Genomic DNA, 11,883 nt, shown 5'->3' on the forward strand with positions numbered 1-11,883 from the left:
CGTCGGTCGTCTCCCGGACCGATCTCACGCCGGGCGACCGATCTCGCAGCACGCCACCTAGGGTGAGCGCATCACCCTCCCCCGCCCCCCGACCCTGGAGACCCGTGTGACCCTGACTCTGCGCCGGTGGCTCGCCGCCCTCGGAGTGCGCACCGAGACGGGACGCGACGCCGTCCTCGCCGGTGTCGTCGCGCTCGTGAGCGTCGCGCTCTTCCTCGGCGTCGAGCGGGTCGTCGTGTCCGACGCCGGGAGCGCGTTCGGCGCCGGCCCGGGCGCCGTCGTCGTCACGACGGGCGAGCGCGTCGCCGTGCTCGTGGTGCTCGTCGCGCAGGCGGCATGCCTCGTGGTCCGGCGCCGGTTCCCGGTCACGTGCCTCGCGCTCACCGTCGCCGGGCAGGTCGCGCTCCTCGCGATCCTGCCGTCGTACCTGTCGTTCCAGGCCCCGGCGACGCTCGTCTCCGCATACTCAGCGGGCGCCTACGCGCCGCGGCGGCGCGGGCTCGTCGCCGCGGCCGCGGCGGCCGCAGGGCAGGCGCTGCTCCTGTTCGCGCTCGGCGGGGTGGGCACGCTCGGCACGAGCGGCGCCGCCTATGCGGCGCAGGCGTCCGGGGCGCTCCTCAACGCGCTCGCGACCTACCTCGTCGCCGCGCTCGTCGGGGAGTACGTCGCGACGCGGCGCTCGCTGCTCACCGAGCTCCGCGACCGGGTGCGCCGTGCGGAGCGTGAGCGCGAGGCCCTGGCCGCGAGCGCCGTCCTCGAGGAGCGGGGACGCATGGCGCGCGAGCTGCACGACGTCGCGGCCCACCACCTCTCCGGCATCGTCGTCCAGGCCGCCGCCGCCGAGCGGCTCGTCGACCGCGACCCCGAGCAGGCCAAGGAGTCGATGCGCCGCATCCGCGCGCAGGGCCGCGAGACGCTCGACAACCTGCGCCTCGTCGTCGGCCTGCTGCGCGGGTCCGGCACCGCCGAGCCCGCGCCGCAGCCGACCCTCGACGACGTGCCCGCCCTGCTCGACGACGCGCGCGCGGCGGGCGCGGTCGTGCGCGACGAGGTGCGGGGCGACCCCTGGGACCTGCCGCCCGCCGTGCAGCTCACCGTGTTCCGGGTGCTCCAGGAGGCCCTCTCGAACGCGCGCCGGCACGGCCCCGGCCGTCCCGTCGACGTGCTCCGCGAGTACGGTCCGACCGACCTCGTCCTCACGGTCCGCAACGCGGTCCCCGCGGGCGCCCCGGGGTCGGCCGACGGACCACCGGGGCACGGCGTCATCGGCATGGGCGAGCGGGCCGCGATGGTCGGCGGCACGCTCGCCGCGGGACTCCTGCCCGACGGCGCGTGGCGCGTCCGCCTGACCGTCCCCCGGTCCGCCCCGCCCGACCGCCGCGCGGCGCCCGCGCACCCGTCCACGACCGGCAAGGAGACCCCGTGACCCGCGTGGTGCTCGTCGACGACCAGGCCGTCGTGCGCGCCGGCTTCACCGTGATCCTCGAGAGCGAGGGCCTGGAGGTGGTCGGTGAGGCGTCCAACGGCGCGGACGCCGTGCGCGTCGCCCGCCGCGAGCGGCCCGACGTCGTGTGCATGGACGTGCGCATGCCCGGCGGGGACGGGATCACGGCGACGCGCGCGCTCGCCGGGCCGGACGTCGCCGACCCCGTGCCCGTGCTCGTCGTGAGCACGTTCGACCTCGACGACTACGTGTTCGGCGCGCTCGAGGCGGGCGCGAGCGGGTTCCTCCTCAAGGACGCGGAGCCCGAGGTGCTCGTCGAGGCCGTGCGGCGCGTCGCGTCCGGGGACGGGCTCGTCGACCAGTCGCTCACGCGCCGCGTCATCGACGAGTTCGCGCGGCGCCGCTCCCCGGCGACCCGGGACGAGGACGCGGCCGGGCTGCTCACCGCTCGCGAGCACGACATCGTCGCGCTGCTGTGCCGGGGGTCGTCGAACGCGGAGATCGCGGCGGCGCTCTTCCTCGAGCCGAGCACCGTCAAGTCGCACCTGAGCCGGGTCATGACGAAGACGGGCGCGCGCGACCGCGTGCAGCTCGTCGTGTGGGCGTACGAGCACGGGCTCGTCACGCCCGGGGCGTGACCTCCGGGCGCCCGGCGGGCCGCGGGAACCCGAGGCGCGCGTCGACCGGCCGGGCCGCGACGTGGACGAGCGGCGCTCCGGCGGCCGAGAACCCGTGGCGCTTGAGCGCGTCGGTCGCGAGGTGCTCGACGCTGCCGCAGCGCAGGGTCCAGGGCTCGTGCTCGACCGGGATCCGCCACGTCCGCCCCGCCCGCACGGCGTACGCGGCCCAGCGCGCGGTGAGCCAGCGCTCGAGGCCCGACGACGCGTCCACCTCGCCGAGCGCCCGCACCTGGGCGTCGAACCGCACGGGCGCGGAGCGCGACGTCGAGGCGAACCGGTACCGCAGGACGTCGCCCGCGTCGTCGCGCACCGCCGCACGGCACCGGTGGTACGGCACCCCTGCGGCGCGCGTCGCCGCGACGAACGCGGCGCGCTCGCACCAGAGCGCGAGGAACCACACGCCCTCTCCGCCCGCGACGTCCCGGACGTAGACGCGCAGGTTGAGCTCACCGAACGTCGACCACCCCGGGACCACGGGCAGCGGCCCGAGCCGTACGTCCTCCATGCGGAACGGCACGAGGCCGACGTACGTCGCGCCGTCGTACGTCTGGACACTCAGGTCGCGGGGCAGCAGCCGCTGCACGGCGGCGGCGTCGACCGGCCAGTGGAGGAAGGTCAGCGCCGCCCACCGCTGCGTCGTGACGGGGAGCCGGACGGCCGCGTCGGGGACGGCGGGCGTCACGCGTCGCGCGTCCCGAGTCCCGCCGCCTCGGCGGCGACGCGCAGGTCGGCGGCGAGCGCGGCGAAGGCCTCGTCCCAGCCCGAGCGGTCGCGCAGACGCAGGAGCGCCGAGGGGTGGGTGGTGACGACCACGAGGGGCGACGCCCCCGTCGTGCCGCCGTGGGAATCGTGGGCGCCGTCCTGCGGCCCGCCACGACGGGACTCCTCCGAACCGTCGTCCTGGTCGAGGACGCGCCCCCGCTCGGCGGTGACCCGGGCCGGTCGGCCGAGCACGGCGCGCGCGGCGGTGGCGCCGAGCGCGACGACGACACGCGGCCGGACCGCGGCGACCTCCGCCTCGAGCCAGGGCAGGCAGGCGCGGACGTGCGCGACGTCGGGAGTCTTGTGCAGCCGGCGCTTCCCCCGCTGTTCGAAGCGGAAGTGCTTGACCGCGTTCGTGAGGTACACGCGCTCGGGGTCGATCCCGGCGGCCTCGATCGCGTCGGCGAGGACGCGACCTGCCGGCCCGACGAACGGCTCTCCCTCGCGGTCCTCGCGATCGCCCGGCTGCTCGCCCACGAGGACGAGCGGAGCGTCGTCGGCTCCCCGAGAGAACACCGCCTGCGTCGCGTCCGCCCACAGCTCGCACCCTCGGCAGCCCTGGACGGCCCCGGCGAGCGCGTCGACGTCGCGGGCCGCTGCGCCGTCGGGGACCCACTTCTGCGCGCCGGGTCGGCGTGGTGCGGTCGCAGCACGGGACGGGCTCATCGCCCCACCGTGCGCCCGACGGCGGCGCCTCGCACCCGTACGTCATCGTGGACGCCGGCCGGCGACGGAGCGGTTCAGAAGGTCCGCAGGATCACGCCCTGGAGGAGACCCAGCACGACGCTCACGAGAGCCGCCGCCCCGAGCGCCGTGCCCGCGGCCGCGAAGCCGGTCCCGGGCGCGCGCCGCACGAGCACGACGAGCCCTGTGACCACGGCGACGAGAGCGAGGACCACGGACAGGATGCCGTGCCCGGCCTGCAGGACGACGTACGACGTCGAGGTGAAGCTCATCGACCGGATCACGACGGGCAGCGCGAGCGTGTAGACGGCGCCGACGAGCACCGTCGCGACGCCCGCCCAGAACGACACGAGGGCGAGGCCCGACCGGAGCGTGGGCTTCGTCGGCCCTGCCGGGGACGGAGCGCCCGGCTGCGCGCCGGGCGGGTAGGCGTCGCCGTACGGGTGGGGCGCCGCGCCGTACGGCGAGGCGGGTGGCGGGGTCTCCGGGGCGCTCATGGCAGTCATCCTGCCGGAGTCCTCCGTGGCCAGGGCGGCGACCCGCCGCCGGCGGCCGCCGCCGCGAGGTCAGGGAGAGTCAGGAGCCCTTCGGCCCGCCCTCGGCGAGGTCGTCGGACTCCTCGGGCTGGTAGACGCACACCACGAGCGCGTCCGGGCGGACACTCACGTCGAGCCGTTCGGACGGCTCGATGACGTCGCCGTCGAGCTGTCGCGGCTGGGGCCGGTCGGAGACGACGGAGATCTCCCGGCCCCGCACGACCTCGCGGCTCGGCACCCGGCTCTTGCCGCGCACGACCCCCCACAGCAGCTGGACCCAGTGCTTGACGTTGCGCGGTGCGATGATCGCGACCTCGAGCTGGCCGTTGTCGGGCTCCGCGTCGGGGAGGAGGTTCGTCCCGGCCTGGAGCCGGCCGACGTTCCCCACGACGACGGTGCGAGCGCGGCGGCGACGGGTCGCGCCGTCGACGGTCACCTCGAGGTGCATCTCGTCGTCCGCCAGGTGCTTGAGGGCGGAGAACACGTACGCGATCGACCCGGCGCGCGCCTTGAGCGCCGTGGGGGCGTCGTCCATCATCGCGGCGTCGAGGCCCATCCCGGCCATGACGGCGAAAGCCTGGCCGTCGACCTCGCCGACGTCGATCGTCCGACGCCCCCCTTCGAGCGCGATCCGGATGCCGTCGACGGAACGCGTCGGGATGCCGAGGTTGGTCGCGAGCAGGTTGCCGGTGCCCCCGGGGAGGATCGCGAGCGCGGCGCCCGTGCCCGCGAGCCCTTCGATGCAGGCGCGCACCGTGCCGTCGCCCCCGGCGACGAAGACGACCTCGGCGCCGCCCTCGACAGCGCTGCGCGCCTGGCCCGTCCCCGGGTCCTCGGCGGTCGTGTCGAACCAGGCCGGCTCGGGCCAGCCCGCGTCCGCGAGCGCGTCGGCGATCTCCTCGCGGAGCTCGTCGAGCCCCTCGACGCGGTTCGGGTTGACGATCACCGCCGAGCGCAGCGGGCGGCGGTCGTCCTCCCGCTGCTCGACGGCGGGCTGGGCGGTCTCGGGGGCCTGCGGGTCGTTGGGCACACCTGAGTATGGCGAGGTCGGCGCCTCCGCGCGCCCCGGCGGGGGTCCGGCGGCGCACGACGACGGTTCGGGAGCCCGGACGCGCCTCGGCGGCCCGGGCCGTGCTCGGCAGCGCGAGCTGCCGAGGACGCGACCGGGCCGCCGAACCGTCACCGCCCTCAGGCGGTCAGCACCTCCGTGGCCAGGGTGAGGCCCCCGCCGTCGGGATCGCGGTCCACGCGCACGACGTCTCCGTCCGCGACGTCGCCCGCGAGGAGCATTCGCGCGAGGCGGTCGCCGATCTCGCGCTGCACGAGGCGGCGCAGCGGGCGCGCGCCGTAGGCGGGGTCGAAGCCCTCGAGCGCGAGCCACTCGCGCGCGGCGGGCGACACGTCGAGCGTGATCCGGCGGTCGGCGAGGCGCGCCGCGAGGTGCGCCACGCTGAGGTCCACGATCCGGCCGAGCTCCTCAAGGTTCAGCGGGTCGAACACGATGACGTCGTCGAGGCGGTTGAGGAACTCCGGCTTGAAGCTGGCCCGGACGGCGCTCATGACGGCCTCGTGCTTGGCGGAGTCCTCGAGCAGCGGGTCCACGAGGAACTGCGAGCCCAGGTTCGACGTGAGCACGAGGATGACGTTGCGGAAGTCGACGGTGCGGCCCTGGCCGTCGGTGAGACGGCCGTCGTCGAGCACCTGGAGCAGGATGTCGAAGACCTCGGGGTGCGCCTTCTCGACCTCGTCGAGCAGCACGACCGAGTACGGCCGACGGCGCACGGCCTCGGTGAGCTGGCCACCCTCCTCGTAGCCGACGTAGCCCGGGGGCGCGCCGACCAGGCGGGCGACGCTGTGCTTCTCGGAGTACTCCGACATGTCGATGCGCACCATGGCGCGCTCGTCGTCGAACAGGAAGTCCGCGAGCGACTTCGCGAGCTCGGTCTTGCCGACGCCCGTGGGGCCGAGGAAGAGGAACGAGCCCGTGGGACGGTCCGGGTCGGCGACGCCCGCACGCGCGCGCCGGACGGCGTCGGACACCGCGGACACCGCGGAGCGCTGCCCGATGAGGCGCTCGCCGATGACCTCCTCCATGTGGAGGAGCTTCTCGGACTCGCCCTGGAGCATGCGGCCCGCCGGGATGCCGGTCCACGCCGAGACCACCTCGGCGATCTCGTCCGCACCGACCTTGTCCGCGATCATCGGCGCGGTGTCCGCTCCGCCGACCGCGTCGGCCGCGCCCTCGGCGGCCTCGGCGCGCTCCGCCTCGTCCACCTCGCGCTGCACCTGCGGGATCTCGCCGTACTGCAGGCGCCCGGCGGTCTCGAGGTCGCCCTCGCGGATCGCGCGCTCGACCTGGACGCGCAGCTCGTCGAGCTTCGCGCGCAGGTCGCCGACGCGGTTGTGCCCGGCCTTCTCGGCCTCCCACCGCGCGGTGAGCGACGCGAGCTCCTCCCGGCGGTCGGCGAGGTCGGCACGCAGCCGCTCGAGGCGCTCGAGGCTCGCGGGGTCGGTCGACTCGGAGAGCACGACCTCCTCCATCTCGAGACGTGTCACCGCGCGCTGCAGCTCGTCGACCTCGACGGGCGACGAGTCGAGCTCCATGCGCAGGCGCGACGCGGCCTCGTCGACGAGGTCGATCGCCTTGTCGGGGAGCTGGCGGCCGGGGATGTACCGGTCGGACAACGATGCGGCGGCGACGAGCGCGGAGTCCGCGATCGTCACCTTGTGGTGCGCCTCGTACCGCTCCTTGAGGCCGCGCAGGATCGCGACCGTGTCCTCGACGGACGGCTCGCCGACGAAGACCTGCTGGAAACGGCGCTCGAGCGCCGGGTCCTTCTCGACGTGCTCGCGGTACTCGTCGAGCGTCGTGGCGCCGACGAGCCGCAGCTCGCCGCGGGCGAGCATGGGCTTGAGCATGTTGCCCGCGTCCATCGCGCCCTCTCCACCTGCGCCGGCGCCCACGACGGTGTGCAGCTCGTCGATGAAGGTGACGACCTCGCCGTCGGACGAGCGGATCTCCTCGAGCACGGCCTTGAGCCGCTCCTCGAACTCACCGCGGTACTTCGCGCCCGCGACCATGCTCGCGAGGTCCAGGGAGATGAGCCGCTTGCCCTGCAGGGACGTGGGGACGTCGCCGGCGACGATGCGCTGCGCGAGGCCCTCGACGACGGCCGTCTTGCCGACGCCGGGCTCCCCGATGAGGACGGGGTTGTTCTTCGTGCGGCGCGACAGCACCTGGACCACGCGGCGGATCTCGGAGTCGCGGCCGATGACGGGGTCGAGCCTGCCGTCGGCGGCCGCGGCCGTGAGGTCGGTGCCGTACTGCTCGAGCGCCTTGTAGGTGCCCTCGGGGTTGGGGCTCGTGACACGTGCGCTCCCCCGGACCGCGGGCAGCGCGGAGCGCAGCGCGTCCGCCGGGGCGCCGGCCTGCTGGAGGATCGTCGCGGCCTGCGACGAGCCCGCGGCCAGACCGATGAGCAGGTGCTCGGTCGAGACGTACTCGTCGCCGAGCCCCTGCGCCTCCTTCGAGGCGTTCTCGAGCACGGCCGAGGTCGCCCGCGACGGCTGGGGCTGCGCGACGGCGGAGCCGCTCACCGTGGGCAGCGCGACGAGCGCGGCGCGCAGCCGCTGGCCGATCGCCTGCTTGTCCGCGCCGACGGCGTCGAGCAGCCCGACGGCGACGCCGCCGTCCTGGGCGAGCAGCGCCGCCAGGAGGTGGGTCGGCTCGAGCTGGGGGTTGCCCGCAGCGGTGGCGGTCTGGATCGCGTCGCCGATCGCCTGCTGCGACATCGTGGTGAACTTCGTCTCCATCGGGGCTCCGGTGGTTGATCAGGGAACAGGGTCTGACCAGTGGAACGGTCCTCAAGTTGAGTGTATTCCGCTCAACTTGGCTCGCCCGCCATGCGCACGGCCCTGCGGGCCGGGACGGATGAAGTCTCCGGACGTTCGTCTCAAATCGGCATCGACCCTCGCCCCCGCCGCGGATCCGCGACATGCTGGACAGGTGAACCCCTCGCCACTGCGCAAGCGACTCGGACTCGGCGCCCTCCTCGCCACCCTTGCACTGTTCCTCGCCGGGTGCATGAGGATCGACATGGACCTCACGCTCAACGAGGACGACACGGCCGACGGCACGATCGTCATGGCGATCTCCGACGAGACGGCCGAGGCGCTCGGCCAGGACCCGCAGGCGCTGTGGGACCAGATGGGCTCGGAGATGGAGGGCGAGCTCCCGCCCGGTGCGACCCAGGAGCCCTACGCCGAGGACGGCTACACCGGCACGCGGATGACCTACACCGGTCAGCCGATCTCCGACATGTCGACGGGCGCCACGGACGAGCTCTCCATCACGCGCGAGGGCGACGAGTTCGTGGTGAGCGGCTCGATGGACATGTCCGACGAGGAGATGGGCATGGACGGGACCGATCCGGAGTCGGACGAGATGACCCGCCAGATGATGGAGGGCTTCGAGGTCAGCATCTCCATCACGTTCCCCGGTGAGGTCGCGGAGACCAATGGCGAGGTCGACGGCAACACCGTGACCTGGACCCCCGTGATCGGCGAGGTCACCGAGCTCTCGGCCCGCGGGTCGGCCGTTGCCGGGGGCGCCGCGGCGGACCCGGGCGACGGGACCACGGACGGCTCGACCGACGGCTCCGACGACGGCACGGACGACGGCACCACGGGCTCGTCCGCGGACTCGGACGGCGACGAGGGCTCCGGCTTCCCCTGGTGGGTCCTCGGCCTGGTCGGCGGGCTCCTCCTGCTCGCGATCATCGGCCTCGTGCTCTGGCTGGTGCTGCGCAAGAAGCCGGACGCGCAGGACGGTGACGCGGGACTCGCCCAGGGCGGCTACCCGGGTCAGCCCGGCGCGCCGCAGGGTCAGTACCCGGGCCAGTACCCGGGCCAGCCGGGTCCCCCGCAGGGCCAGTACCCCGGTCAGCCCGGCCAGTACGCCGGTCAGCCGGGTCAGTACCCCGGTCAGCCGGGCCAGTACCCCGGCCAGCCGGGTCAGCAGCCGCCCGCCGCCTACCCCGGGCAGCAGGGCCAGCCTGGCCAGTACCCCCCGCAGCAGGGCGGCTACCCCGGTCAGCAGGGCCAACCCGGCCAGTACCCGCCGCAGCAGGGCGGATATCCCGGCCAGCAGCCCGGCCCGCAGGGTCAGCAGCCCGGCCCGCAGGGGCAGCAGCCCGGCCCGCAGGGGCAGTACCCGCCCGCGCCGGGCCAGCAGCCCGGCCGTCCGGGTACCCCGCAGGGCCCGTACGCGCCGCCGCAGGGCCAGCAGCCCGGATACCCCGGCGCACCCGGGCACCCGCAGCAGGCACCGACGACTCCGTACCAGCAGGGCCCGGCCACCACGCAGCCGCTGCCTCCGCAGCCCGGACCGGTGCCGCCCGCCCCGACCCAGCCGCTCCCGCCGCAGCCGGGCGCCGCGGCGTCGGACCCCGGTCGCACGGGGCCCGGCAACGACGACGGTGACGACGAGATCGACGACGCGACGCGGCTCCGCCCGCCGACCTGACGCCTAGCCTGTTCCGCGAGGTAGTACGGCAGGTCGCGAGGTAGAACCCGGCGGGTTCTACCTCGCGACCTGCCGTACTACTTCGCGACCCTGCCGGCCGAGCCCCAGAGGGGTTCTGCCGGTTCGTAGGCGAGCGCGACGGCGCCGAGCCCGGGGTCGACGTCGGCCAGCGAGCCCGGCGACCACGAGGGGTCGCGGTCCTTGTCGACGACCTGGGCGCGGATCCCCTCGACGAGGTCCGGCTGCGTGTCGACGAACCAGGCGACGAGGCGGTACTCCTGCTCGAGGGCGGACCGCAGGTCGGTGAGCCCACGAGCGCTGCGGACCGCTGCGAGCGTGACGGTCACGGCGGTCGGGGACAGCACCTCGAGCTCGTCGGCCTCGGCACCGGACTCCTCGTCGCCCGCGTCGGCCTCCGCACGCAGCGCGGCGACGATCCCGGGCACGCCCTCCTCGCCGTAGCAGCGGTCGACGCGGTCCTGCCGGGCCGCGAGCGCCGACGGGGGCGGCACGATCGCGTGCCGCAGCGCCACGGCGTGGACGGCCTGCGGGTCCAGCGGGTCGACGCCGGAGGTCGCGAGCGCGACGAGGTCCTCGTGCAGCAGCCCGAGCCGTTCGGTCGGCACGTAGTGGTCGGCGAGGCCCGCGTGGATCGCGTCGGCGCCGTCCATCGTCACGGCGCCGAGGGCGAGGTGCTCGCCGAGCCTCCCGGGCGCCCGCGCGAGCAGCCACGAGCCCCCGACGTCGGGCGTGAAGCCGATGCGCGTCTCGGGCATCGCGACCCGCGAGCGCTCCGTGACCACGCGCACGGTCGCGTGCCCGGCCAGGCCGACCCCGCCGCCCATGGTGACGCCGTCCATGATCGCGACGACGGGCACCGGGCTCTCGGCGAGCGCGGCGTCCACGGCGTACTCCCGACGGAAGTACCGCCGTGCGTCGGCCGTCCGTCCCGCGACGATCGACGCGTGCAGCTCCCGGATGTCGCCGCCCGCGCAGAGTCCGCGGTCGCCGGCGCCGTCGAGCAGGAGCACGCGGACCGTCGGGTCGTCGCGCCACGCGTCGAGGACGGCGGCGATCTCGCCGAGCATGTCGTAGCCGAGCGCGTTGAGCGCACGGGGACGGTCGAGGGTCAGGTGGCCGACGGCGTCGTCGGCGCGCGCGATGATCTGGCTCGTCATCCGTGTCACGGTACCGTCGGGCATGGCTTCCGCGACGGACGACTGGCGACCCGACGTCCTGGGCGACGACTGGGTCGCCCGCGACCTCCCCCTGCCCGACGGCGCGGTGGCGACCCTCGTGCGGCGGGTGCGCCCCGGCGTCGGGCACCCGGCGGAACCGGCCGACGGCGAGGCCGCGGACGGCGAGGCCGCCGCCGTCCGGCCCGCCGACCACCCGGCCGTGCTGTACGTGCACGGGTACATCGACTACTTCTTCCAGACCCACGTCGCCGCGGCGTTCGAGGCCCGCGGCTACCGGTTCTACGCGCTCGACCTGCGCGGGTACGGCCGGTCCGTCGGTCGCGGCTCGGGCGCGCCGTCGCGGCCCGACGACGACCCGAACTTCGTCACCGACCTCGCCGTGTACGCGCAGGACCTCGATGCCGCCGCGCGCGCGATCCGCGCTGAGGGTCACGACCGCCTCGTCGTCCTCGGCCACTCGACGGGCGGCCTCGTCGCGAGCCTGTGGGCCGACGCGCGGCCAGGACTGCTCGCGGCGCTCGTCCTCAACAGCCCGTGGTTCGAGCTCAACAGGCCGTGGATCTACCGCGGCCCGGTCACGTGGGCGATCGACGTGGTCGGGCGGTTCGCGCCGCGGCTCGTCGTCGGGCACCTGGACGAGAGCTGGCCGCGAGCGCTGCACGTGAGCACGGGCGGCGAGTGGGACTTCGACCTCGCCTGGAAGCCGCTCGAGGGGTTCCCGGCGCGGGCCGGCTTCGTGCGCAGCGTGCGCCGGTCGCAGTCGCGCCTCGCCCGAGGCCTGGCGATCGACTGCCCTGTGCTCGTGCTCTCGTCGGCGCGGAGCGGCCCCGCCGCCGGATGGCACGAGGAGCTGCTCACGACGGACTCCGTGCTGGACGTCGAGCACATCACGACGCGTGCGCGGCACCTCGGAGACGACGTGACGGTCGTGACCGTGGAGGGCGGCGCGCACGACCTCGCGCTCTCCCCCGAGCCTGCCCGGACAACGTACCTCCGCGGGAGCCTCGACTGGCTCGACCAGCACGTCTGACGGCCGCCTCCGCCATGTCCGATT

10 protein-coding genes are annotated in these 11,883 nt (G+C 75.1%); 4 read left to right on the plus strand and 6 right to left on the minus strand.

Features of this window, described 5'->3' with window-relative positions:
- The first annotated feature begins 106 nt into the window (after positions 1–106).
- Complete coding sequence (locus ACZCLJ_RS10675) at positions 107–1,426, plus strand: sensor histidine kinase (protein WP_463103655.1); 1,320 nt, start codon at positions 107–109, stop codon at positions 1,424–1,426.
- Positions 1,423–2,082, plus strand: a complete 660-nt coding sequence (locus ACZCLJ_RS10680) for a response regulator transcription factor (RefSeq protein ID WP_463103656.1) — start codon at positions 1,423–1,425, stop codon at positions 2,080–2,082. The genes ACZCLJ_RS10675 and ACZCLJ_RS10680 overlap by 4 nt, the downstream gene beginning before the upstream one ends.
- Here the strand turns inward: ACZCLJ_RS10680 and ACZCLJ_RS10685 are convergent.
- From ACZCLJ_RS10685 to clpB, 5 genes are all read right to left on the minus strand, one after another.
- Positions 2,066–2,806 carry a YqjF family protein gene (locus ACZCLJ_RS10685; protein WP_463103657.1) on the minus strand — a complete coding sequence of 247 codons (741 nt, stop codon included), beginning with the start codon at positions 2,804–2,806 and terminating at the stop codon, positions 2,066–2,068. The genes ACZCLJ_RS10680 and ACZCLJ_RS10685 overlap by 17 nt on opposite strands.
- Positions 2,803–3,552 carry a UdgX family uracil-DNA binding protein gene (locus tag ACZCLJ_RS10690; RefSeq protein ID WP_463103658.1) on the minus strand — a complete coding sequence of 250 codons (750 nt, stop codon included), beginning with the start codon at positions 3,550–3,552 and terminating at the stop codon, positions 2,803–2,805. Before ACZCLJ_RS10690 ends, ACZCLJ_RS10685 begins: the two co-directional genes overlap by 4 nt.
- Before the next feature lie 74 nt (positions 3,553–3,626).
- The gene (locus ACZCLJ_RS10695; RefSeq protein WP_463103659.1) at positions 3,627–4,067 is read right to left on the minus strand and encodes a hypothetical protein; all 441 of its coding nucleotides are present in this window, start codon (positions 4,065–4,067) and stop codon (positions 3,627–3,629) included.
- Between the two features lie 79 nt (positions 4,068–4,146).
- Positions 4,147–5,136, minus strand: a complete 990-nt coding sequence (locus ACZCLJ_RS10700; RefSeq protein ID WP_251152631.1) for a diacylglycerol/lipid kinase family protein — start codon at positions 5,134–5,136, stop codon at positions 4,147–4,149.
- A gap of 158 nt (positions 5,137–5,294) precedes the next feature.
- Positions 5,295–7,919 carry an ATP-dependent chaperone ClpB gene (gene clpB, locus ACZCLJ_RS10705; protein WP_251152632.1) on the minus strand — a complete coding sequence of 875 codons (2,625 nt, stop codon included), beginning with the start codon at positions 7,917–7,919 and terminating at the stop codon, positions 5,295–5,297.
- 193 nt (positions 7,920–8,112) lie between these two features.
- Here clpB and ACZCLJ_RS10710 point away from each other — a divergent pair, with 193 nt between their 5' ends.
- On the plus strand, positions 8,113–9,630 hold the full coding sequence (locus tag ACZCLJ_RS10710; RefSeq protein ID WP_463103660.1) for an LppM family (lipo)protein: 1,518 nt from the start codon (positions 8,113–8,115) through the stop codon (positions 9,628–9,630).
- Positions 9,631–9,707: 77 nt separating this feature from the next.
- On the opposite strand, the gene ACZCLJ_RS10715 is transcribed toward ACZCLJ_RS10710, so the two are convergent.
- Positions 9,708–10,808, minus strand: coding sequence for an enoyl-CoA hydratase/isomerase family protein (locus tag ACZCLJ_RS10715; protein WP_463103661.1), 1,101 nt, complete (start codon positions 10,806–10,808; stop codon positions 9,708–9,710).
- Between the two features lie 22 nt (positions 10,809–10,830).
- Between ACZCLJ_RS10715 and ACZCLJ_RS10720 the strand changes: the two genes are divergently transcribed.
- A complete protein-coding gene (locus ACZCLJ_RS10720; protein ID WP_463103662.1) occupies positions 10,831–11,859 on the plus strand; it encodes an alpha/beta hydrolase in 1,029 nt (342 codons plus the stop codon).
- The last annotated feature ends 24 nt before the right edge of the window (positions 11,860–11,883 follow it).

The sequence above is a fragment of the Cellulosimicrobium sp. So1_17 genome, assembly GCF_055181235.1.

What these genes read in the sequence shown, in the direction of transcription:
- ACZCLJ_RS10690 (WP_463103658.1), bottom strand. Translation starts at nt 3,552, where the DNA reads ATGAGCCCGTCCCGTGCTGCGACCGCACCACGCCGACCCGGCGCGCAG.
- ACZCLJ_RS10695 (WP_463103659.1), bottom strand. Translation starts at nt 4,067, where the DNA reads ATGAGCGCCCCGGAGACCCCGCCACCCGCCTCGCCGTACGGCGCGGCG.
- clpB (WP_251152632.1), bottom strand. Translation starts at nt 7,919, where the DNA reads ATGGAGACGAAGTTCACCACGATGTCGCAGCAGGCGATCGGCGACGCG.
- ACZCLJ_RS10715 (WP_463103661.1), bottom strand. Translation starts at nt 10,808, where the DNA reads ATGACGAGCCAGATCATCGCGCGCGCCGACGACGCCGTCGGCCACCTG.
- ACZCLJ_RS10720 (WP_463103662.1), top strand. Translation starts at nt 10,831, where the DNA reads ATGGCTTCCGCGACGGACGACTGGCGACCCGACGTCCTGGGCGACGAC.